This is a genomic window from Jannaschia aquimarina (genome assembly GCF_000877395.1).
GTDB classification, from domain to species: Bacteria; Pseudomonadota; Alphaproteobacteria; order Rhodobacterales; family Rhodobacteraceae; genus Jannaschia; species Jannaschia aquimarina.
In genome coordinates, this window is sequence record NZ_JYFE01000020.1 from 1 (window position 1) to 20467 (window position 20467).

The window sequence follows — 20467 nt, forward strand, 5'->3', positions numbered from 1 at the left end:
GGTCCGGGGGGACGCGCCTGCCCGCCGCCCCGGTCCCCGCCTATGTCGTGGAGCCGTCCCCATGATCCGGCAGGGCGTGCCCGTCCAGACGTGCGGCCAGCGCACGCAGCAGCCAGCCGCCAGCCACGCCGGGCGGTGCGGCCCGCGCGTGGATCGCGTGCAGTGCCTCCTCGGGCGTGGGCCCGCCCAGCGTCTCCAGTTCGAGCGCCGCGAGCCGGCCTTCGGCAAGGTCGGCTTCGACGAGGTGGCCCGGTACGATGCCCCAGCCGAAGCCCCGCAGCAGCAGCGCGCGCCGGACCGACTGGTCGGCGATCGGCCAGACCGCGAGCGAGAGCGGATCCGCCGTCCCCGCGCCCCGCGCGCTCGCGGCGACCAACTGGCGGTGCTCGCGCAGGTCGGTCGCCGGGATCGGCCCGCCTTGCCGGGCAAGCGGATGGTCCGGAGCAGCCACCGCGCGGATCGGCACCCGGCACACGAGGTCGTGCACGATCCCCTCCAGCGAGCCGCGCAGGTTGAACGCGCCGACGAGACCCAGATCGGCCGCGCCCTCGCGCACGAGGTCCAGCGGCCCCCCCGCCTCCTGCACGAGGAGGCCGATATCGGTGATCGGAAAACGCTCCGCGAAGCCGGCCATGACGTCGCCCAAGGCGTCCGGAGGGACCAGCAGCGACACGGCCACGGTCAACCGCGGCTCGACCTCCCCGCCGAGCGACCGGGCCCGCGCCTTCAGCGCGTCCATCCGGTCGATCACCGCGCGCGCCTCGGCCAACACGGCGCGGCCCGCATCCGTCAGGGTCGGGCGACGGGTCGACCGGTCGAAGAGCTGCAGGTCCAGTTGGAACTCCAGCTGTGCGATGGCGTGGCTGACAGCGGATTGGGCGCGCTGGACATGCGCCGCGGCCTTCGTGAAGGACCCCTGATCCGCGATCGCGATCAGAACCCGAAGCTGGTCCACCGTCACCCCGTCCAGCATCGCGTCCTCCGCCTTCGATCCATCAATCCGGTCTATCGTCAGGATCAGAGCTTTCCCACTCCCGACAGGCAAGGCCGATCCATAGGTCAGTCGGCATGAACGAGATGCACCCGCATTCCGGCGCCACGACCGACGCCCTGACCGTCCGTATCTGGGGCGCACGTGGCTCGTTGCCCGCCTCGGGGGCCGCGTTCGACCGTTACGGCGCCGCGACCTGCGCCGTCGCCGTCGATGCGCCGGGCGGAGCGATCCTGCTCGATGCGGGAAGCGGCCTCGTCGCCTTGGGCGCCGACCTCGCCGCGCGCGGCATCCGCGAGGCGGACCTGCTCCTGAGCCATCTGCATTACGATCATGTCATGGGGCTGCCCTTCTTCCCGATGCTTTCAGACCCAAAGGCACGATTGCGGATCCATCTGGGCGGGGCGACGGATGAAGAGGCCCGCGCCGCCCTGACCGACTGCTTCCGGCAGCCCTTCTTTCCCGTGACGCTGGACGCTTTTCCCGCGCAGATCACGGTCGGTGGGCTGGCCCACGGGACCCACGCGATCGCGGGGGCCCGCGTCGAGGCGCGCGCGCTCAATCACACCGGGGGTGCGACAGGCTACCGCGTGGAGGCGGACAGCGCGTCCTTCGCCTACATCACCGATTTCGAACATGACGGAGGCGCAGGCGACGCCGCGGTCCTCGCGCTCGCGCGTCATGCCGATCTCGCATTGATGGACGCGACATACACGCCGGAGGAATATGCCTCGCGCCGGGGTTGGGGTCATGCGCATTGGCGCGCCGCCGGCTCGCTTGCGGCGCAGGCCGGCGCGCGGAACTGGGGCCTGTTTCACCATGCCCACGACCGGACCGATGCGGCCCTCGACCGGATCGAGACCGCGGTGCAGTCCGAGTTCCCGTCCGCCTTTGCCGCCCGAGCGGGCCAGATCTTCCGCCTCGGCGCGATGTCCGACGGGCGGGCCACGCGACCCGAGGCACAGGGGGGTCGGATCGGCGGCGCGAGACCCTGACGCCCTCCAGCCTCACGCATCTGTCGCGATGAAAACCAACGCATGCCCGTTGATGCAGTGCCGGCGGCCCGTGGGCGGCGGACCATCGTCGTAGACCCGTCCGAGATGACCGCCACAACGCGCGCAAGTGACCTGCTGCGAGACATCCTCGAGCTTCGGTTCGGGGCTGCGTCGGATCGCCTCCGGATCGGCGGGCTGGACGAATGCGGGCCAGCCCGTCCCGCTGTCGTATTTGTCGGCGGCGCGATAGACGGTGCTGCCGCACCGCGCGCAATCGTAATGGCCGACGCGTTCCTCGTAGGCCAATGGGGAGGAGAACGGCTCTTCCGTCGCACCGTCACGCAGGATCGCGAGCTGCGTCTGCGTCAGCCGTGGGCGCCGATGCCCGTCCGCGAGAGGTGCTGCGGTCGATGGCCCGGCCGTGCGAGGCGGTCCGGTCCGCCAGCCGGTGAGGGTGAGAAGCGCACCGAAGCCGGTCAAACCCGCCGCGGCAAGCAGACGCCGCCTCGTCTGGTGTGGGTTCCTGCGATCCGATTGCGGTTCGGCCCGAGTTTCCATCGTTTCCCGGCTTCAGAGAAAAGTGTCGCCCTCACGCCTGAGCCGCCGCGGGACGCAACCGGAGCCCACGCGTCCGTGACGCTTGGATCCTCATTCCGTCGTCCGCTCCGCGAGGAAGGCCACGACATCCGCGATGTCCTGTGGATCCGTCAGGACGCCCGCCTTGCGGGTCCCGGGCAGGATGTCGCGAGGTGCGAGGAGGTAGGCGGCCAGGGTCTCTTCGTTCCAGACGAGATCGCTCTCGGCCAGTGCGGGCGTATAGGCGAAGCCGTCTGCGCCCCCGATCGGGCGCCCGACCAGCCCGACGAGATGCGGACCTGCGCCGTTGCGGGCCTCGTCGAGCGCATGGCAGGCCGCGCATCGGGGCCAGAGCGCCTCGCCGGCGATCGGGTCGCCGCCCGCCTCCTGCGCCGTGGCCGGTGAGGCGGCGGCCAGCGGGAGGAGCAGCGCGAGGCGACGGGCGGCATGAGTGAACGTCATGGATCGGGCTCCTCAGGCCAGGCCGTGATCGGAGAGCGGCAGGGATCGGATGCGGCGCCCGGTGGCAGCGAAGACCGCGTTGCACACGGCGCCCGCCAGCGGCGGAACGCCCGGCTCTCCGACGCCGCCCAAGGGCGCACCCGTCTCGACGATCTCGACGGCGACCGAGGGGGCCTCGTCGATGCGGATCAGCGGGTAGTCGGTGTAGTTCGACTGGACCGCCGCCCCGTCCTCCAAGGTGATCTTGGCCCGCAGCGTCGGCCCGAGCGCGTCGATGACCGAGCCCTGGATCTGTGTCTCGACCTGACCGGGATGGATCGCGCGGCCGCAATCGATGGCGGCGAAGACGCGCGGGACGCTCACCCGCTCGCCGTCCAGCGCCACCTCGGCCACCTGCGCGACCATGCTGCCGTAGCTTCCCACGACGGAAATGCCGCGATGGACGCCCTCAGGCGGGGCATCGTCCCATCCCGCCATCGCCGCCGCGCGCTCCAGCACCGGGCGGGCGCGGCTGTCCGAGGGCAGGTTCAAGAGGCGGAATGCCAGCGGATCCATGCCCGCCGCATTCGCCAGCTCGTCGACGAAGCTCTCCATCCAGTAGCCGGTGAAGCTGGTGGCGATGGCACGCCAGGCCGAGAGAGGCACCGGGATGTCCACCACCGCGTGATCCACCGCGTAGTTCGGCACCGCGTAGGGCTGGTCCACCAGCCCCAGCAGGGAGAACGGGTCCATGTTGTTCTCCTGCACGATGGCCGCGCCCATCTGTGGCCCGGCCACGCGCACGGTCATCGCCGTGATCCGGCCGTCGGCATCCACCGCGCCGCGGAAGCGGGCCTGCATCGTCTGGCGGTACATGCCGAAGGCGATGTCCTCCTCGCGCGACCAGATGACCTTGACCGGGCGCCCGCCCACGGAGCGGGAGGCCAGCACCGCCTGCACCGCGTCGTGGTGCCAGGTCTTCCGGCCGAAGCCGCCGCCCAGATAGGTCGTGTTGATGAAGAGCTCTTCGGCCGGGATGCCCAGTTCCCGCTCCAGCATCATGCGCTTCCAGTCATGGCCCTGGGTGCCGGCCCAGAGTTCGGTCCGGCCTGCGGTCGCCTGCGCCGTGCAAGTGATCGGCTCCATGCAGGCATGGGCCAGCAAGGGAACGGCGTAGTCGGCCTCGACCACCGTGCCGGCCCCCTCCAGCGTCGCGGACGGGTCGCCGCGTGTCAGCGTCATGGGCACGTCGTCGCGGCCCAATCCCTCGGCGATACGCGCCTGCAGGGTCGCCTCGTCCAGCATGTCGTGCTCGGTCTGCGTGAACGTGATGTCGAGCGCGTCGGCGGCCTGTCTGGCCTGCCACCAGCTGTCGGCGACGATGACGGCGCCGCGCGGCACCTGCACCACCGCGATCACGCCGGGCATGTCCTGCACGCTGGCCGGGTCCATCGCGGCGACGTCCGCGCCGAAGACGGGGGCCAGCCGGACGGCACCGTAGGCCATCGCGGGCAGGGTGACGTCGATGGCGTAAATGGCCTCGCCCCGCGTCTTTGCGGGCGTGTCGAGGCGCGGCACGTTCGTGCCGGTCAGCGTCCGCTCCGCCTCGGGGCGCAGCTTGGGTTCTGCAGGGACGGGCAGCAGGCGCGCCTCGCCCACGAGATCGGCGAAAGGGATCGTCTCTCCCGTCTCCGGATGGACGATCCGTCCGCCCTCGGCAGCGAGAGCGTGCTCGGGCACGCCCAACCGGTCGGCGGCGGCCTGCATCAGCATCATCCGCATCTGTGCCGCCGCGCGCCGCATCGGGTCGTGGAAGTGGCGGATGCCGTAGGATCCGACCGACCGCATCTGTCCGAACGGCAGACGATAGGGGTCGGAGGGCTGCCGTGGCATCTCGATGCGGACGCTCGCGAGGTCGGCACCCAGTTCCTCGGCCAGGATCATGGCCTGACCGGTATGGGTGCCCTGGCCCATCTCGCAGGTGGGCAGGATGCAGGTGATCGTGCCGTCCTCACCGATCCTGAGGAAGCTGTCCGGCCAGCGCGCCTGCTCGGGGCTCAGCGTCTCGGTCATCTGTGCCGCCGCCGGCAGCGCCAGCGGCACGGTCAGAGCGGCGGCAGAGGCGAGGAAGGCGCGGCGGGAGGTCGTGATCGTCATGGCGTCTCTCTTCAGCCCCGGGCGATCTCGGCGGCGCGCTTGGCGGCCACACGGATGCGGTTGTAGACGCCGCAGCGGCACAGGTTGCCCGCGAGATAGGCGTCGATGTCGGCGTCGGTCGGGTCGGGGACGTCGCGGATCATCGCGGCCGTCGCCATGATCTGCCCCGACTGGCAATAGCCGCATTGCGGTACGTCCACCTCGATCCAGGCCTGTTGGACAGGGTGATCCCCTGTCTTGGATAGGCCCTCGATCGTCGTGATCTGAGCGCCCTCGGCGGCCTCCAGCGGCAGCGCGCAGGACGGCACGGGCTGCCCGTCCAGATGCACCGTGCAGGCCCCACACGCGCCCACGCCACAGCCGTACTTGGTGCCGGTCAGACCCATCCGCTCCCGGATGACCCAGAGCAGGGGCGTGGCGGGATCGGCGTCGACCGAGACCTCCTCGCCGTTCAAGGTGAAGGCTGTCATCTGCGTCTCTCCACGAATCGGGATCTTGATCGGCGTCGATCGAGATGATGGGGCACATCGCCCGCCGCCTCTTTCACGATAGCCCTGAAGACTTGCAGGATCGTCGCGCGAACCGGGCGTTGTGCCCGACGGTCCAGGGCGACGCCGCGATCCGGCTGTCACGCGCGTGCGGGAGACTGTCACTTGAGTCCTGTTTCGTAGACGGCACGGCAGCAGGGATTGGCGGCTCGACAATAGGCGGCTACGATCCGCGAAGGGCTGGGCATCGCGTAAACGCGCGCCGTCCCCGGCCCCGATCGCAACAGCTGGCCCTGTCCGCCCGATGAATTGCACGACCGGAACTCTTAAGAAGCCCGCCGCGCCGGTCGGCGCGCGGCAGGAACGCCGTCACCGCCACGGGCCAGGACGGCGCCGGCACCGTCGGGCGCATCCGCGCGGGCGATGAAAAACCCTCCCGCCCTCGACAGCCGGGACGATGCGCACGCATCCGGCTCGGTTCAGCCATATCTGGGCAGCATGACGCATCGCTGCGAGGCGACGGGCATCACTGTGATGGCCCTGCCGCCGGGGCGGGTCGACTTGACGATCGCGTCGTTTCTGCCGACCCTCAACGTCGTGCCATCGCGGCCGGGCGCCAGGACCGACCATTACAGGTTCAATGGGGAGGACATCCTGACCCGCGCCCATACGGGGGAGGGCGCGGCCCACGCCTTCTTCGCCGGCGGCGACCTGGAACTGAGCTGCTACAACCACAACTGGGAATGCCTGGTCGAGTACGACCCGCAATCCTTTGAGGCCACAGTTCCCGAAGCGCTGGAGATGCTGCGCGGGCGGGTCCCGGATTTCGCCAGCGAGTTCGATCCGGCCTCCTGCACGCTCGCGTGTATGGCGATCTCCCACTTGCGGTTCGGGACACCGGACCGGCTTTTTGTCGAAGGTCTGACCATCGCGATGACAGCACGCGTGCTGTCCCTCGTCCGCAACGGCCAAGATGCAGTTTCCTTCATCGGCACCGACCCCCGCATCGCGCGCGCCGTCGACTACATCGAGACGCATCTGGGGGAGGATCTCTCCGTCGCCGCCATCGCCTCCGCCGCCGCCATGTCGCCCTCTTGGTTCCAGACGGCCTTCCGCACGCAGACGGGCCAGCCCGTTTTCGCCTATGTCCGCGAACGCCGGCTCGAGCGCGCCCGCCTCCTGCTGGCCGACCGCCGCCTCTCGCTCAGCCAGATCGCCTATACCTGCGGCTTCTCCTCGCACAGCCACATGACCCGGCTCCATACCGCGCGATACGGCGTCAGTCCGAAGCAGATGCGGTGACGCGTCCGGATTTCGGTCTGTCTGTTCCTTCGCATCCGTCCGCGCGCCAGTCGCTCGTCCTTCCGAGATCGCAGACCACTTCGCCAACCGTCTGCATCCGTCCGTTGCCCTCTTGCGGGTCGATAGCGCTGTCGCTTGTTCCGGTCGCCCGTTCTCGTGCCGCCGTCGGACGGTTCCCGGCTTCTGATGGGCTGCGGAGACCATCCGTGAGGCGACCGTGTTCCTCGGCCCGTTCGGTGTCGGTACACCGATTGTGCAGACGGGGGGTGCACAGGGGGTGTACTGGACTTTCGGCAACAGTTGCGTTGCCGATCCGCCACGAACGCCGTCTTCAGGTCAGTCGAACGGCTATTCCCGCACGGCGCCGTCGCGGGTCTCGAAGGTCTCGACATAGGCGTCCGGCAAGGGCCGGCGGGTGACGAAGTCGGGCTCCATCAGGCAGATGATCGCCTCTCCGGTCGTGCAGTGCTGACCCTTTGAATAAACACGGTATTCCATCGTCCAGGAGGTCCGCCGAAAGGCCCGCGTCCGTCCCGCGACGACATAGATGTCCTCCAAATGCAGGGGGCGATGGTACTCCACGCCGACCCGTTTCAGGATCAGCGCCGGGCGATCTTCGGAATTGTCATACTTTCCAATCCCGTAGGCGCGCAGATAGGCGATCCGCAGCGTCTCGAACCAGCCCAGATAGACCGCGTTGTTGACATGATCCAGCACGTCTAGCTCTCTGAACCGCACACGGTCGGCCTGTCCGAAGACGAAGGGCTCCGGCACGCCTTCGGCCCGCAGGCTCGGCACGTCGAGGGGGGTCAGCAGGGGCAGGCTCATGCCTCCCGAATGCCGTTTCGCGCCTGCTGCCGCAAGTCCCCGGCCCGCCTCGGGATCAGTCATTCTTTTGAGGGATTTGTTGGAGCGGGTAACGGGAATCGAACCCGTAACTTAAGCTTGGGAAGCTCGCGTGATACCTTTTCACCATACCCGCGCCGGAGCTTCGGGATAGCCGCCCTCAAGACCCGCCGCAAGGGCTGCAAACCTTCCTCCTTGATGGAGGATGCGCAGGCGAGCCGCCCGAGCAAGGCGCGGATTTGCGAATGCTGGGACGTGGTTCGTCCCAGGGCGCACGTGACGCGGTGACCGATGGATTGGCGGTGGGCGTTGCGGGATCTGGTGGGCGTTGCGGGATCTGTAGTCGACGTCAGGGCCGTCCGGTCACGGCAGGGACCGGTGCCCGGTCTGGCGGACGATAGCCGTCCTCACAGTCTCGCCCGTCACAATCGTCCTGCAACGCAACCCGTGGCGCACGGCAAAATCCACCTCGTTCTCACCGCAGGCAACGCACTCGGCGCGGCCGGTTTCCCGTCACCACAAAAGGTTAGAAGATGAAGTTAAGGTGGCTCCGGCGGTAGGGATCGAACCTACGACCAATTGATTAACAGTCAACTGCTCTACCGCTGAGCTACGCCGGAACACCGGGCGCGGATGTAGCCAAGGGCGTCGGGTCGCGCAAGGGGGCACGCGCAAAAATCACGCGCGCCGGAAGGTGCCGTCCGGAGCCAGCCGGTCCGCCGTCGCCTGACCCTTTTCGACAAGGTGGACGAGATGGGCGAGGATGTTTCTCGCAGCCGCGGCATGCAGCGCGCGGGGCGTGTCCGCATAGACCCGATCAAGGATCCGCGGGATCGTCTGCGCCTCTGCCAGGGACGCGAGGATGGCCGCTTCGCGGCCCAGACGGTGCGCGCGCAGATCGGTAAGTCGCTGCGCGGGGTCCGTCACCGGATCGCCATGGCCGGGATGGAGCATGCGGGCCTCCAACCTTTCCACACGTTCGAGCGTGGCGAGGAACTGGCCGATGTCTCCGTCAGGCGGCGAGATCATCGTCGAGGCCCAGCCCATGATGACATCCCCGGTAAAGACCTGATCGTTCAACTGGAAGGACAGATGAGAGGCCATGTGCCCGGGTGTCCAGATCGCGGTCAGCGACCAACCGTCGCCGGAAACCTCCTCTCCGTCGCCTAGCTGACGGTCGGGGCTGAATGAGAGATCCACGCCCTCTCCCCCCGCGAGGCCGGACAGGGCGCGCATCGTCGGCGATCGCCCGGCCTCCGGTGGGCCGAACGCGCAGATCGGTGCGCCCAGATCCGCCGCCAGCGGGGAGGCGCCGGCGGAATGATCGAGATGGGGATGGGTGATCAGCACGGCCCGGACGCGCCTTGCTCCGACGCGGGCCTTGATGGCGTCGAGATGATCGGGATTTGCGGGGCCGGGATCGATCACCGCGCAATCGACAGTGCCGCCGACCACGTAGCTGTTCGTTCCCCGCTCGGTCATCGGAGAGGGGTTCGGGGCGAGGACGCGGTCGATCGAAACGCTCATGCCGTCGATCCTGCCGCGGGATTGAACCGGGCTCCAGCCTTCCCGACATGGGCCGGAAAGGATAGGCCAAACCTCATGGTGTCCACGCCCCACAATTTTCCGCACGGACGCGCTGCCAGCCGCCGCTGGCTTCCCCGGAGCTTTTATGCACGCGCGGCCCTGATCCTGGTCCTTCCGGTGGTCGTGTTGCAATGCGCGGTGGCGGTCATGTTCCTGCAGCGCCACTACGAGGACGTCACCGACCAGATGACGGCGAACATGACCCGTGAGATGGCGTTGGTGCGCGCGCGACCGGAGCTGGCCTCCGCGCTCGAGATCGACCTGATCGAACCGCCGGAAGCCAGCAGGATGCGGTTCTACGACCTGTCCGGTCGGGCGATGCTGTCCCGTCTGGATCGGAGCTTCGAGGATCTGGCCCATGTCGACCTCGTCTCGGAGCGCAAGGTCGTCCGGGTAGGCTTCGAGGACGGGACGGGGCTGTCGTTCGACCGCGCCAACGTCTCGGCGTCGAACCCGCACCAGTTGCTTGTCCTGATGGTGGTGGTCGCCCTCCTGATGACGGCGATTAGCTTTCTGTTCATGCGCGGACAGATCCGTCCCATCCGACGCCTCGCGCGTGCCGCCGAAGCGTTCGGACGGGGCGAGCGGTCCGAGTATCGGCCCACAGGGGCATCGGAGGTGCGTCAGGCGGGGACAGCTTTCCTCGAGATGCGATCGCGGATCGAGCGGCATATCGAGCAGCGGACATTGCTGCTCTCGGGGGTCAGCCACGACCTGCGGACGCCGCTGACGCGGATGAAGCTGGAACTGAGCATGATGGATGGCGAAGAGGCGGCCGCGCTGTCACGCGACGTGGAGGCGATGGAACGGATCGTCACGACCTTCCTGGATTTCGCGAGGGCCGAAGCGTCGGACGCGCCTGCGGAAACCGATATCGCGGGCCTCTTGCGGGATCTGGTCCGTGGAGAGGCGCCGGAGGCCGAACTCGCCGGCAGCTTGAAGGAAGGCGGATCGGACGTCATGACCGTGATGCCGACGGGCCTTTCCCGCGGCGTCGCCAATCTGATCGGCAATGCAAGGCGCTACGGCGACCGGATCCGCGTCGGACTGAACCCCGGGACGACAGCCTCCGTGATCTCGGTCGAGGATGACGGCCCGGGGATCCCCGAGGATCAACGCGAGGCCGCGATGCGACCCTTCGGTCGGCTTGATAGCGCCCGGTCGAACACCGAGGGGAATGTCGGGTTGGGCCTGGCCATCGTGCGGGACGTGGCGCGCGCCCATGGGGGCTCCCTTCGCCTCGGCCGGTCCGATCTGGGGGGTTTGAAGGCAGAGATCGTCTTGCCGCGATGATGTCGGATACGCGGCTTAACGGTAGGCCCGGCAGGATTCGAACCTGCAACCAAAGCGTTATGAGCGCTCTGCTCTAACCGTTGAGCTACAGGCCCGCCGGAAGTGCGATATCAGACGGTCGATGCAGGTCAAGAATGAAGGGATCTGAAGGCCGACAATCTGCTTCAAGCGTCGGACGGCGCCACGCCTCCGATCGGACGAGTGCTTGCGGTATTCGCGGCGGTGCTTCTCTTGGGGCTCATTCTGATGATCTGTATCGCAAGATATGTGGTCTGCCTTGGCGCGAAACATCAGCTGAAGGCGCAGGCCCAGATCCGATCGTAGCTGGCCCGCTAGACTCCCCGCAGCCCCCGCGTTAGGCCGCCCGCGACAGCGTCGGAGGCTCCCATGACGAACGGTCTGACCTATGCCCAGTCGGGCGTCGACATCGAGGCGGGCGACGCGCTGGTCGAGCGGATCAAGCCCGCGGCCAAGGCGACAGAGCGTCCCGGAACGATGGCCGGGCTGGGCGGGTTCGGTGCGCTCTTCGACCTCAAGGCGGCCGGCTACAGCGACCCCGTTCTCGTGGCCGCGACCGACGGCGTCGGCACGAAGCTGAAGCTCGCCATCGATACCGGGCTGCATGACGGCGTCGGGCAGGATCTGGTTGCGATGTGCGTCAACGATCTGGTCTGCCAGGGGGCGGAGCCGTTGTTCTTCCTGGACTATTTCGCGACCGGCAAGCTGGCCCCGGATGCGGCGGCGCGCGTGATCGAAGGGATCGCGCGGGCCTGCAAGGAGGCCGGTTGCGCCTTGATCGGTGGAGAGACGGCCGAGATGCCCGGAATGTATTCCGATGGCGATTACGACCTGGCCGGCTTTGCGGTCGGCGCGGCCGAACGTGGGACACTGCTGCCGGCCGACGTCGCCGAGGGCGACGCGATCATCGGCTTGCCATCCACGGGGGTCCACTCAAACGGGTTTTCCCTCGTCCGCCGCGTGGTCGAGCGGGCGGGCCTGAATTGGTCGGACCCGTCCCCGTTCTCTGACGCGACGCTGGGCGAGGCGCTCTTGGCGCCGACAGCGCTCTACGTGCAGACGGTGCTTGCAGCGAAAGCATCCGGCGCGCTGCGCGCGGCCGCGCATATCACCGGCGGCGGCCTGACGGAGAATCTGCCGCGCGTCCTGCCCGACGGATTGGGCGCACGTATCGATCTCACGGCATGGGACCTGCCTTCGGTGTTCCGCTGGATCGCCGATAACGGCGGCGTGGCCGAGGCCGAAATGCTGCGCACATTCAATTGCGGAATGGGAATGTGCCTCGTCGTCGATTCGGCGCACGCCGAAGCGATCGCCACGGATACCCCGAACGGCGTCGTAATCGGCCGCGTGGTCGAGGGGCAGGGGGTCCATTACGACGGCGCGCTGGCTTGACCCGCGTCGCGATCCTGATCTCGGGCGGCGGCTCGAACATGGTGAAACTGGTCGAGTCGATGACCGGCGATCATCCGGCCCGCCCGGTTCTCGTCGCCTCCAATGACCCGACCGCCGGAGGGTTGGTCAAGGCGCGTGACATGGGCCTGGAAACGGCGGCGGCGGACCATCGCGCCCACGAGTCGCGGGAGGCATTCGAAGCCATCCTACAGGAGGCATTGGAGGATGCAGGGGTCGATCTGGTCGCCCTGGCGGGTTTCATGCGGGTCCTGACGCCGGGCTTCGTTTCGGCCTGGAAGGGTCGGATGCTGAACATCCACCCGTCGCTTCTGCCGAAGTACCGTGGTCTGAATACCCACGCCCGCGCGATCGAGGCGGGCGATACGGAAGCGGGATGCACGGTGCACGAGGTCGTCGCCGATCTGGATGCGGGCCGGATCCTCGGGCAGGCCCGTGTTTCCGTCTTGGAAGGTGACACGCCCGACACCCTTTCGGAGCGAGTGCTGTCCCGCGAACACGAGCTCTATCCCCTCGTCTTGCGACGGTTCGTCGAAGGAGAGCGGTCTCCGCTGCTGATCTGACGCGCGGGTCGCCTTTTCAAGCGTTCCGAGCCACGCTAGTCAGGCCGCCCGGAGGACAGGACCATTTCCGACAAGATCATCACACTGAACGAGACCGACGCCTTGCGCGCCTTCTGCGCCCGGGCGGCCGACTACCCCTATGTCACGGTGGACACCGAGTTCCTGCGCGAACGGACGTACTACGCGAAGCTCTGCCTCGTTCAACTCGCCTATCCGGGCGATGGGGAAGACGATTCCGTCCTGATCGACCCGCTTGCCGACGGGCTGGATCTCTCCCCGCTCTACGATCTTTTTCGCAATCAGAGCGTCGTGAAGGTGTTCCATGCGGCGCGCCAGGATCTGGAGATCTTCTGGCACGAGGGCAACGTGATCCCCGCACCCCTCTTCGACACGCAGGTCGCCGCGATGGTCTGCGGCTTCGGGGAACAGGTCGGATACGAGACGCTGGTCCGCAAGATCGCGCGTGCGCAGGTCGACAAGTCGAGCCGCTTTACCGATTGGTCCCGACGCCCGTTGTCGGACGCGCAGAAGCGGTACGCGCTGGCGGATGTCACCCACCTGCGGGTCGTCTACGAAAACCTGTCGGAGCAGTTGCGGAATTCGGGCCGGACCCCGTGGGTCGAAGAGGAGATGGACGTCCTGCGCGATCCCGCGACCTACGTCACCGAGCCCGACGAGGCGTGGCGCAGGCTCAAGATGCGCAATCCGGGCCCGCGGTTCGTAGCGATTGCCGCGGAGCTTGCGGCATTTCGTGAAAGCCACGCTCAGACGGCAGACATTCCCCGCAACCGGGTCTTCAAGGACGACGCCTTGCTTGAGCTCGCCTCTTTGAAGCCAAGCGATCCGGCGGAACTCGGCAAAGCACGTCTGCTGCTGCGGGAGGCGCGCAAGGGCGTGATCGCGGATGGTATCCTGTCGGCCGTCGCCCGTGGGGTCGCGATGGCCAAGGAAGATCTGCCAAACCCACCGAAGCCGAAGGCTCGGGACCAGATCAACGGTGCGCTGGCCGACCTGCTGCGCGTTCTTCTCAAGGCGAAAGCCGAGGGAGAGGGCGTGGCATCGAAGCTGATCGCGACCGCATCGGATCTGGACGACATCGCCGCCGGTGAGCGGGACGGCCTTTGGGCGCGGGGTTGGCGGGGCGAGGTGTTCGGCAAGGATGCGCTGCGCCTCTGCGAGGGGACTATCGCTTTGGCATGCGAAGGATCGAAGGTCAGGATCGTCCCGCTGGATTGAGTGCGCTTCGGCAGGATCGTCAGAAAGGCCGGCCGGTCCGGGACCGCCATTCTGCCCAGGCGGCAGGGGTGTCGAGGTCGGTCAGGGCGCGCTCCTCCGGCAGGGGAACCTGCTCCGCGTCCATTTCCGCGATAAGGGCCTTGGCCCCGCGATCCCCGTCGAGGGACGAAAGCGCGGGAAAGAGGCTCCGATCGAAGATCACGGGCTGGCCGGGGCGGCCATCCTGAGCCGTAGCCCGCAGGATCGGAGCATCGCTGCGTTGCCATGCATGGATCAGCGTGGCCAAGTCGTCCGCTCCAACCTCCGGCATGTCGGCAAGATGGATCAGGATCGCATCGGCGGCGCAGACCGCGACGCCTGCGCGGATCGAGGCGGACATTGCCAGGTTTGATACATCGACGATCCTGAGAGGCAGGTCGGTCAGCCAGGCCCGGCGCGACATCTCTCCGGTGGGAAGCGTGACGATCACTTCAGCCGAATTCGCGCAGGCCGCGCGGGCGGCGCGCAGAATGAGCGGCGTGCCATCCACCGTTTCGAGCAATTTGTCCCGGTCGCCCATGCGGCTGGAGGCGCCGGCGGCGAGGATCAGGATCGCGGGGGCGGGGCGCATTCAGGTCTCTCGGTCGCTGGGTTTCCTTCGGGTCTAGGCGAGGAATGCGATGGCCGCCAAGGGGCGGATTGACGGTGCCGGACGGGATCGGTCTAGTCGGGCCATGACCTCCACGCCGCGCAGGGCAGGTAGCCTGGACATCCTGGCCGTAATCCCCGCGCGGGACACAGCCGGAGATATCGGGCCATGCGTTGACGCGCTGATGGCAGCGGGATTGGCAGCTGACCGGATCGTCGTGGTGGACGATGGGTCGATCGACGCGACCGGGTCGATCGCAGCAGGGCGCGGCGTCGTCCTGATGCACGGGGGCGGTGCCGGGGCCGCTTCGGCTCGAAACAAGGGCGCCACGCACCCGGCGGGCGACGTGCTTCTGTTCGTGGACGCGGACGTGACCGTCCATCCCGATGCGGTGCGGCGCGTTCGCGAAAGGCTGGAGAGCGACGCGGGGCTTGCTGCCATCTTCGGCGCGTATGATCGGGAGCCGCTGCACCCCCAAGCGGTGAGCCGGATCCGCAACCTGCTGAACCACCATGTCCACGCGTCGAACCCGGGCGAGGCGACGAGCTTCTGGACAGGGTTGGGCGCAGTCCGGCGGGATGTCTTCGAGGCGCTGGGCGGGTTCGATCCGGGGCAGCGGATGATGGAGGATATCGAGTTCGGTCTGCGTCTGGTGCGAGCAGGGCACCGGATCTTGCTGGACCCTGAGATCCGGGGGAGCCATCGCAAACGCTGGACGCTGGCCGGGCTGGTGCGCGCGGATCTGTGGAACCGTGCGGTGCCGTGGACACGGCTGATGCATTCGGAGCTCGGCCGCTCGGTGCCTGCGGGGCTGAATGTGAGCGCGGCAGGGAAGGTTTCGGTTCTGGCCGTCGCGGCGACGCTGATCGCGCTGCCGGTGTTCCTGATGGCGCCAGGGCCGGGTGCGCTTTTGGTGATGGCGGGACTGGGTGCGCTGGCGGTGGCGAACCGAGGGTTCCTGAGCCTGCTGGCGCGGCTGGACGGGGCCGGCCGAGCCCTTCAGGGGCTCGGCGTGCTCTGGGTGCACTTTCTGTGCGCGGGGCTTGGCTATGCCCTCGCGCGGACCGGCATCGCACGAGGCTGAGGCCGGCAGAGAGCCGTCAGCTCGCTTTGCGCAACTCTTCTTCGGCGGGTGCGGCGGGCTGCTCTTTCTCGCTGACCTGAAACTCTTCGTGGTAGGAGCGTTCCAGGTTCACGGTCCAGACATCGTCCGCTTGCAGACCGACGATATTGCGGGCGGCGATCATCGCCGTCAGCATCGAATGGTCCTGATTGTTGTAGCGGTGCAGGCCGTTGCGCCCCACGGTCTGGAAGTTCTCTAGCGTGCGAAGCCAGTCGGAGATCACCTCGACCGAGGGAATGCTGTCGTCATCATAGACCGGGTAGGCCTTGGGCTGACGGATGATGGCGCCGTCGACGACGCTGTCCTGCTTGCCGAGACCGATCTCTTCGAGTTCACGCCCGGCGAGGTCGATCAACTCTTCCTCGGTCATGTTCCAGAGGCCGTCGCCCTTTTGGCAGAAGTATTCCATCCCGATGGACGCAGTGTTCGGATCGGGCAGCAACTCCTTGGACCAGGCGCGGAAGTTCTGGATCCGCCCGACCTTCACTTCGGGCGAGTGGACATAGACCCAGTTGTCAGGGAACGGATCCTTCTGATTCAGGATCAGCGTTACGATCAGGAAGTCGCGATATTTCAGCTTGGCGGCCGCCTCGACCACATGAGGCGGCGGCGGGGGATCCATCTTCTCGATCAGGTCGCGCAAGGCCATCGTGTTGACGAAATGGTCGCCCTTCACATGCTCGGTGCCCAGATCCTCGCCTTCGGCACTCCACCGGCGGACGTCCACGCCGGTGATCCGGCTGCCGGATCGGGCGACGCGCGTCACTTCGGAGCGCATCTCGACGGTGCCGCCCTTTTCTTCGACCAGTTCGGCGGTGCGTTCCCACATCATGCCGGGTCCGAGACGCGGATAGGAGAATTCCTCGATCAGCGATGCGGTATCGTTGGCGCCGGACAGCGCGTTCCAGACCGCCTTGCGCAGCGTCAGGTTCTTGATGCGCTGCGCCGCCCAGTCCGACCGGATCTTGCTGGGCGGGATGCCCCAGACCTTTTCGGTGTAGCTGGCGAAGAAGTGCATGTAGAGGCGCCCGCCGAAGCGGTTGACGACCCATTCCTCGAACGTGTCCTCGCGCTTATGAGGGCGGATCTGCCACTTTGCGTAGCTGGCGATGATCCGCAGCGCCTCGTAGGCACCGATGTTGTAGAGCGCGTCGAAGATCTTGAGCGGGTATTCGAAGAAACGTCCGCGATAGAAGATGCGGCTCTTGCGGGGCACCCGGATGAAATCGTCACCCAGAACTTCGTGCCACATCTCCTCGACTTCGCGGACCTTGGTGAAGAAGCGGTGGCCGCCGATGTCGAACCGGTACCCCTTGTGACTCTCCGTGCGGGCGATTCCGCCCACGATATGCCCGGCCTCGAACACGCGGGGGACATAGTCTTCGCTGCGGCGCTGCAATTCGTAGGCGGCGGTCAGCCCGGCGGGGCCCCCACCGATCACGACGACATCTTGGTGCGGCATATTTCTTCCTCGTTAAGTCACGGGGAGTTGTTAACAGAGGTAAACGCCGATTGTCACAGGAAGCTATCGATCTGAGTTAAAGTTCGACCGATCGGCGGGACTATGCAGGTGCAGAAAGTCGGTTTGTACATTATGGTGGCAATGTGGTCGGCAAAGGGGCGGATCGTGTCTGCGGCGCGATCAATCGGAAGGTGGCGACTGACGAATCACCTTGCGACAACTCGACTTAGAGGTGAGCTCTGATCCCGGCCGAGAAAGAAGAGGACGCATCATGAGCGGCAGCGCGAATCCGGGTCCGGACCTGACCGTCGTGGTGGCGACCGGTAGCGGCGCCTGGGCGGTACGCATGGTTGTCGCTGCGCTTGCAGCACAAACCGTCGCGGATCGGATCGAACTGGTGCTGCGCGTGGATCCCGGCACGGAGATCGGTTTGCTGGAGCCATGGCTGACTCGATTTGCCGCCTGGCGGGTGATCGACGATGAACCGGTCGGCATCGTGGACGAGGCGACCGGCCTCGCCGCGCTCACGGCCGAGACCGAATTCGTCTCGATTGTAGAGGACCATGCGCTGCCCGATGCCGACTGGGCCGAAACGATGCTGGCCGTCGCACGCACCCACGACGACGTGGGCTTCGGGTCCGGGATCGCGAATGCCAATCCGGGCAGCCTGCTGAGCCACGCCAACTACATGCTGGCCTATTCGCAATGGTCCGACCATGCCCCCGGGGGGCCGACCGACTGGATTGCGCACCACAATTGCACCTTTCGGACCGAGGCCTTGCGTAATGTCGACCGGGAGATCTATCCCAAGCTCTTCAACCGCGAAGGATCGATCATCCGCCATCTGCGGGACACGGGCGGTACGTTCCGCGCCGTCCCCGAGGCCCGCATCCGACACATCAATCCGGCCAGCTGGTCCTCGACCTGGGCGCTGCGCCGCAATGTCGGCCGCTTCTACGGCGCGAACCGCGCCGAGGCCGAGGGGTGGGGACCTCTGAAGCGCGGAATGTACGTTCTGCTAGGCGCGGCGATTCCGCGCCTGCGCTACCTGCGGGAGCGGCACGACATCTTCGCGCGGGTCCCGCATCTGTCCGAGCCGCGCCGATCTCCGGCCCTGATGCTGGGCCTGACCATGGATGCAATAGGGCAGATGATCGGCTATCTGGCCGGGCCCGGCGGCTCGCGCGCCCTGCTGGAGCGGTTCGAGATGGACCGGGCCGCTCATCTGGGGCCCGAGGATCGAAAGATGTTCTACCCCGACCGACCCTGACCGGAGATCCGGGCCGCCCGGCGGCGGTCGCGGATCTCGGCGCCGTAGCCTGCGACCATCGCCACCTGTGACAGACCCATCAGGATCGAGCCGGGTACGCCGCGGATGCCGCGCTTGCGCAGCGGATAAAGCATCAGATCCCGGTAGAAGCGGAATGGCTCGACCTTGGGGCGGTCGTCGCCGGTCGCATCCATCTTCAGGTGCAGCGTCCGCGCGCCGCGGCCGTAGCTGAGATGCTGCCGCAGGAAACTGGTGAGGCCGAGCCGGTGCAGGTGATCGACCACGGCCCCCTCGGCATAGGTGAGGTGCCCGCCCGCCGCACGCCAGCGCATGGACAAGTCGCGATCCTCCGAAGCAAAACGAAAAGACGCGTCGAGTCCGCCCAGGTCCTCGAACCGCGCGCGGGAAAAGGCGAGGTTGTTGGTCGTGAAGAAGGAGAGGTCGCGATCCGCGCCGAAATACTCGTAGAGATAGGTCGACAGGTCCTGGCTCGCCTCGGAAAAGACGTTGGCCTTGAGGCTGTTGACGATCCGCCCACCCACAAGCCTGTCGGCGACCCCGGAATGGGCGGCCTGCAGCGCGGTGAACCAGTCTTTGTGCGGGCGGCAATCGTCGTCGGTGAAGGCAACGAAATCGGCACCCGCATCGCGAACCCCGCGATTGCGGGCGGCGGCCGGGCCGGCATTGTTCTGTCGGATGCAGCGGACCCGGGGCCCGTAATCGGCAAGCAGGGGCGCGTAGGGGGTCGGGCTGCCGTCATCGACGACGACGATCTCGAAATCGCCGTCGATCCCCAGCAGGCATTCGACGCAAGCCTTGATATGCGCGGGTCGGTCGTAGCTGGCGACGACGGTTGCGGCCTTCACGCGAGCACCGCCTTCCCCGCGCCATGGCGCGCGATGGTCCGGTCATAGAGAGCTTCGATCCGGTCCATCACCCGGGCGCGGGAAAAGACGGTTTCGGCCCGGTGGCGCCCGGCCCGGCCCAGACGTTCCGCCAGGTCGCGGTCACCAAGGATCCGGTCGAGACGGTCGGACAGCGCGCGGACGTCGCCGGGCGGCACGAGGAAGCCGGTCTCTCCATCCGCCACGATGGTACGCTGGCCGCCCATGTCAGACGCGATCACCGCCGTGCCCCGAGCCATCGCCTCGGTCGAGACATTGCCGAAGGGTTCGTGCCAGAGCGAGGGGACGACCTGCACCCAGGCGGTGGCGAAGACCTCCTCCATCCGCTCGCGCGACAGGTGGCCCAGAAAGGCGACGGCATCGCCCATCGGCGCGGCTCGCTGTCGAAGGGCGGGCTCTGACGGGCCGGTGCCCGCGATCAGAAGCCGCGCCGTCGGATGCCGGTCGCGTAACCGGGAGAAGGCGTCGAGCAGCGTCTCCACCCCCTTCTCCCGGGCGAGGCGACCGCCATAGACGACGACCGGCGGGTCCGTCAGCGGACCCCGCAGCGCCACCAGGTCGATGCCATTTCCCTCGACGGCGACGTCTGTCCAACCCTCGGCTTCGAAGGCAGCACGCATGGGTTCGGACAAGACGGCAAGCTGGTCGATGCAGGACCGCCAGCGGCGCAGGAGGGCGAGTTGTGTCATGGTCGCCGTCCAGGTGATCGGCGCGGTGCATCCCTCTCGGTAGCAGACACGGCCGGGACGGTGAGGGCAGGACGTGCCGTCGGGCAGGAGTTTCAGCCCCGTCGGGCAGACCGCCTTGTGCACCGCCGCGTGATAGAGAACCGGCACGTTTCGCAGAAGCGGCAGGATCACCGGCGAAAGCTGCCAGAGGAACATGCGGATATGCACCATGTCGGGCGGATGGTCGGCGAGCTCTCTCCGCAGGGCGGCCCAGGCCCATGGATTGACCGCCTGCGTGAGAACCTGGCCCAGATCGGTGCGGCCCTTCGCTGTCCGATCGGCGGCATTCGGGTATCCGTGGACCAGTGTCGCGTCGCTGGCGAAGAGACGCACCTCGTGACCACGCGCCATCAGGTCCCGCCGGATGGCGAGCATCTGAAGCTCGGCTCCACCGTTGGGCGTGCCGTAATCGTTGATGAGCAGGACCTTCAACGCGTCTCCTTGC

19 protein-coding genes and 3 tRNA genes are annotated in these 20467 nt (G+C 67.3%); 8 read left to right on the forward strand and 14 right to left on the reverse strand.

The features are described from left to right. Positions 1 to 40 precede the first annotated feature (40 nt). The gene (locus jaqu_RS04390) at positions 41 to 973 is read right to left on the reverse strand and encodes a LysR family transcriptional regulator (protein ID WP_043917739.1); all 933 of its coding nucleotides are present in this window, start codon (positions 971 to 973) and stop codon (positions 41 to 43) included. Between the two features lie 95 nt (positions 974 to 1068). Between jaqu_RS04390 and jaqu_RS04395 the strand changes: the two genes are divergently transcribed. Continuing rightward, positions 1069 to 1986, forward strand: coding sequence for an MBL fold metallo-hydrolase (locus jaqu_RS04395; RefSeq protein ID WP_052500770.1), 918 nt, complete (start codon positions 1069 to 1071; stop codon positions 1984 to 1986). A gap of 12 nt (positions 1987 to 1998) precedes the next feature. On the opposite strand, the gene jaqu_RS04400 is transcribed toward jaqu_RS04395, so the two are convergent. The 4 genes from jaqu_RS04400 to jaqu_RS04415 form a co-directional block, all read right to left on the reverse strand. Then, positions 1999 to 2466: a peptide-methionine (R)-S-oxide reductase gene (locus jaqu_RS04400; RefSeq protein WP_161793823.1), complete on the reverse strand. Its 468-nt coding sequence runs from the start codon at positions 2464 to 2466 to the stop codon at positions 1999 to 2001. 168 nt (positions 2467 to 2634) lie between these two features. Then, entirely contained in the window at positions 2635 to 3024 is a 390-nt protein-coding gene (locus jaqu_RS04405; protein ID WP_043917740.1) for a c-type cytochrome, read from the reverse strand. A gap of 12 nt (positions 3025 to 3036) precedes the next feature. After that, positions 3037 to 5160, reverse strand: a complete 2124-nt coding sequence (locus jaqu_RS04410; protein WP_043917741.1) for a xanthine dehydrogenase family protein molybdopterin-binding subunit — start codon at positions 5158 to 5160, stop codon at positions 3037 to 3039. 11 nt (positions 5161 to 5171) lie between these two features. After that, positions 5172 to 5630, reverse strand: a complete 459-nt coding sequence (locus jaqu_RS04415) for a (2Fe-2S)-binding protein (RefSeq protein ID WP_043917742.1) — start codon at positions 5628 to 5630, stop codon at positions 5172 to 5174. 516 nt (positions 5631 to 6146) lie between these two features. Between jaqu_RS04415 and jaqu_RS20475 the strand changes: the two genes are divergently transcribed. Continuing rightward, positions 6147 to 6950, forward strand: a complete 804-nt coding sequence (locus jaqu_RS20475; protein ID WP_161793824.1) for a helix-turn-helix domain-containing protein — start codon at positions 6147 to 6149, stop codon at positions 6948 to 6950. A 348-nt stretch (positions 6951 to 7298) separates the two neighbouring features. Here jaqu_RS20475 and jaqu_RS04425 read toward each other — a convergent pair whose 3' ends face one another. From jaqu_RS04425 to jaqu_RS04440, 4 genes are all read right to left on the reverse strand, one after another. Next, the gene (locus tag jaqu_RS04425; RefSeq protein WP_043917743.1) at positions 7299 to 7778 is read right to left on the reverse strand and encodes an acyl-CoA thioesterase; all 480 of its coding nucleotides are present in this window, start codon (positions 7776 to 7778) and stop codon (positions 7299 to 7301) included. An 80-nt stretch (positions 7779 to 7858) separates the two neighbouring features. Further along, positions 7859 to 7932 (reverse strand) — tRNA-Gly (locus jaqu_RS04430). Between the two features lie 409 nt (positions 7933 to 8341). After that, positions 8342 to 8416: transfer RNA gene (locus jaqu_RS04435), tRNA-Asn, on the reverse strand. Positions 8417 to 8474: 58 nt separating this feature from the next. Then, positions 8475 to 9323 carry an MBL fold metallo-hydrolase gene (locus jaqu_RS04440; RefSeq protein WP_043917744.1) on the reverse strand — a complete coding sequence of 283 codons (849 nt, stop codon included), beginning with the start codon at positions 9321 to 9323 and terminating at the stop codon, positions 8475 to 8477. 75 nt (positions 9324 to 9398) lie between these two features. On the opposite strand from jaqu_RS04440, the gene jaqu_RS04445 reads away from it, so the two are divergent. Next, positions 9399 to 10676, forward strand: a complete 1278-nt coding sequence (locus jaqu_RS04445) for an ATP-binding protein (protein WP_043917745.1) — start codon at positions 9399 to 9401, stop codon at positions 10674 to 10676. Positions 10677 to 10698: 22 nt separating this feature from the next. Here the strand turns inward: jaqu_RS04445 and jaqu_RS04450 are convergent. Beyond that, positions 10699 to 10771: transfer RNA gene (locus tag jaqu_RS04450), tRNA-Ile, on the reverse strand. A gap of 292 nt (positions 10772 to 11063) precedes the next feature. Between jaqu_RS04450 and purM the strand changes: the two genes are divergently transcribed. From purM to rnd, 3 genes are all read left to right on the forward strand, one after another. Next, positions 11064 to 12089: a phosphoribosylformylglycinamidine cyclo-ligase gene (gene purM, locus jaqu_RS04455; protein WP_043917746.1), complete on the forward strand. Its 1026-nt coding sequence runs from the start codon at positions 11064 to 11066 to the stop codon at positions 12087 to 12089. Beyond that, a complete protein-coding gene (gene purN / locus jaqu_RS04460; protein WP_043917747.1) occupies positions 12086 to 12670 on the forward strand; it encodes a phosphoribosylglycinamide formyltransferase in 585 nt (194 codons plus the stop codon). Before purM ends, purN begins: the two co-directional genes overlap by 4 nt. Before the next feature lie 75 nt (positions 12671 to 12745). Further along, the gene (rnd, locus tag jaqu_RS04465; protein WP_043917748.1) at positions 12746 to 13906 is read left to right on the forward strand and encodes a ribonuclease D; all 1161 of its coding nucleotides are present in this window, start codon (positions 12746 to 12748) and stop codon (positions 13904 to 13906) included. A 19-nt stretch (positions 13907 to 13925) separates the two neighbouring features. Here the strand turns inward: rnd and jaqu_RS04470 are convergent, their stop codons facing one another. After that, positions 13926 to 14516 (reverse strand): nucleotidyltransferase family protein, encoded by a 591-nt coding sequence (locus tag jaqu_RS04470; protein WP_043917749.1) that lies wholly within the window; start codon positions 14514 to 14516, stop codon positions 13926 to 13928. Between the two features lie 103 nt (positions 14517 to 14619). On the opposite strand from jaqu_RS04470, the gene jaqu_RS04475 reads away from it, so the two are divergent. Next, positions 14620 to 15618 (forward strand): glycosyltransferase, encoded by a 999-nt coding sequence (locus jaqu_RS04475; protein WP_161793825.1) that lies wholly within the window; start codon positions 14620 to 14622, stop codon positions 15616 to 15618. A 16-nt stretch (positions 15619 to 15634) separates the two neighbouring features. Here jaqu_RS04475 and jaqu_RS04480 read toward each other — a convergent pair whose 3' ends face one another. Then, positions 15635 to 17119, reverse strand: a complete 1485-nt coding sequence (locus jaqu_RS04480) for an NAD(P)/FAD-dependent oxidoreductase (protein WP_043917751.1) — start codon at positions 17117 to 17119, stop codon at positions 15635 to 15637. A gap of 271 nt (positions 17120 to 17390) precedes the next feature. On the opposite strand from jaqu_RS04480, the gene jaqu_RS04485 reads away from it, so the two are divergent. After that, a complete protein-coding gene (locus jaqu_RS04485; protein ID WP_043917752.1) occupies positions 17391 to 18389 on the forward strand; it encodes a hypothetical protein in 999 nt (332 codons plus the stop codon). Here jaqu_RS04485 and jaqu_RS04490 read toward each other — a convergent pair. Both jaqu_RS04490 and jaqu_RS04495 read right to left on the reverse strand, forming a co-directional pair. After that, complete coding sequence (locus tag jaqu_RS04490; RefSeq protein WP_043917753.1) at positions 18371 to 19255, reverse strand: glycosyltransferase family 2 protein; 885 nt, start codon at positions 19253 to 19255, stop codon at positions 18371 to 18373. The two genes, jaqu_RS04485 and jaqu_RS04490, sit on opposite strands and share 19 nt — an antisense overlap. Beyond that, a complete protein-coding gene (locus jaqu_RS04495; protein WP_043917754.1) occupies positions 19252 to 20454 on the reverse strand; it encodes a glycosyltransferase family 4 protein in 1203 nt (400 codons plus the stop codon). Before jaqu_RS04495 ends, jaqu_RS04490 begins: the two co-directional genes overlap by 4 nt. Between the last annotated feature and the right edge of the window lie 13 nt (positions 20455 to 20467).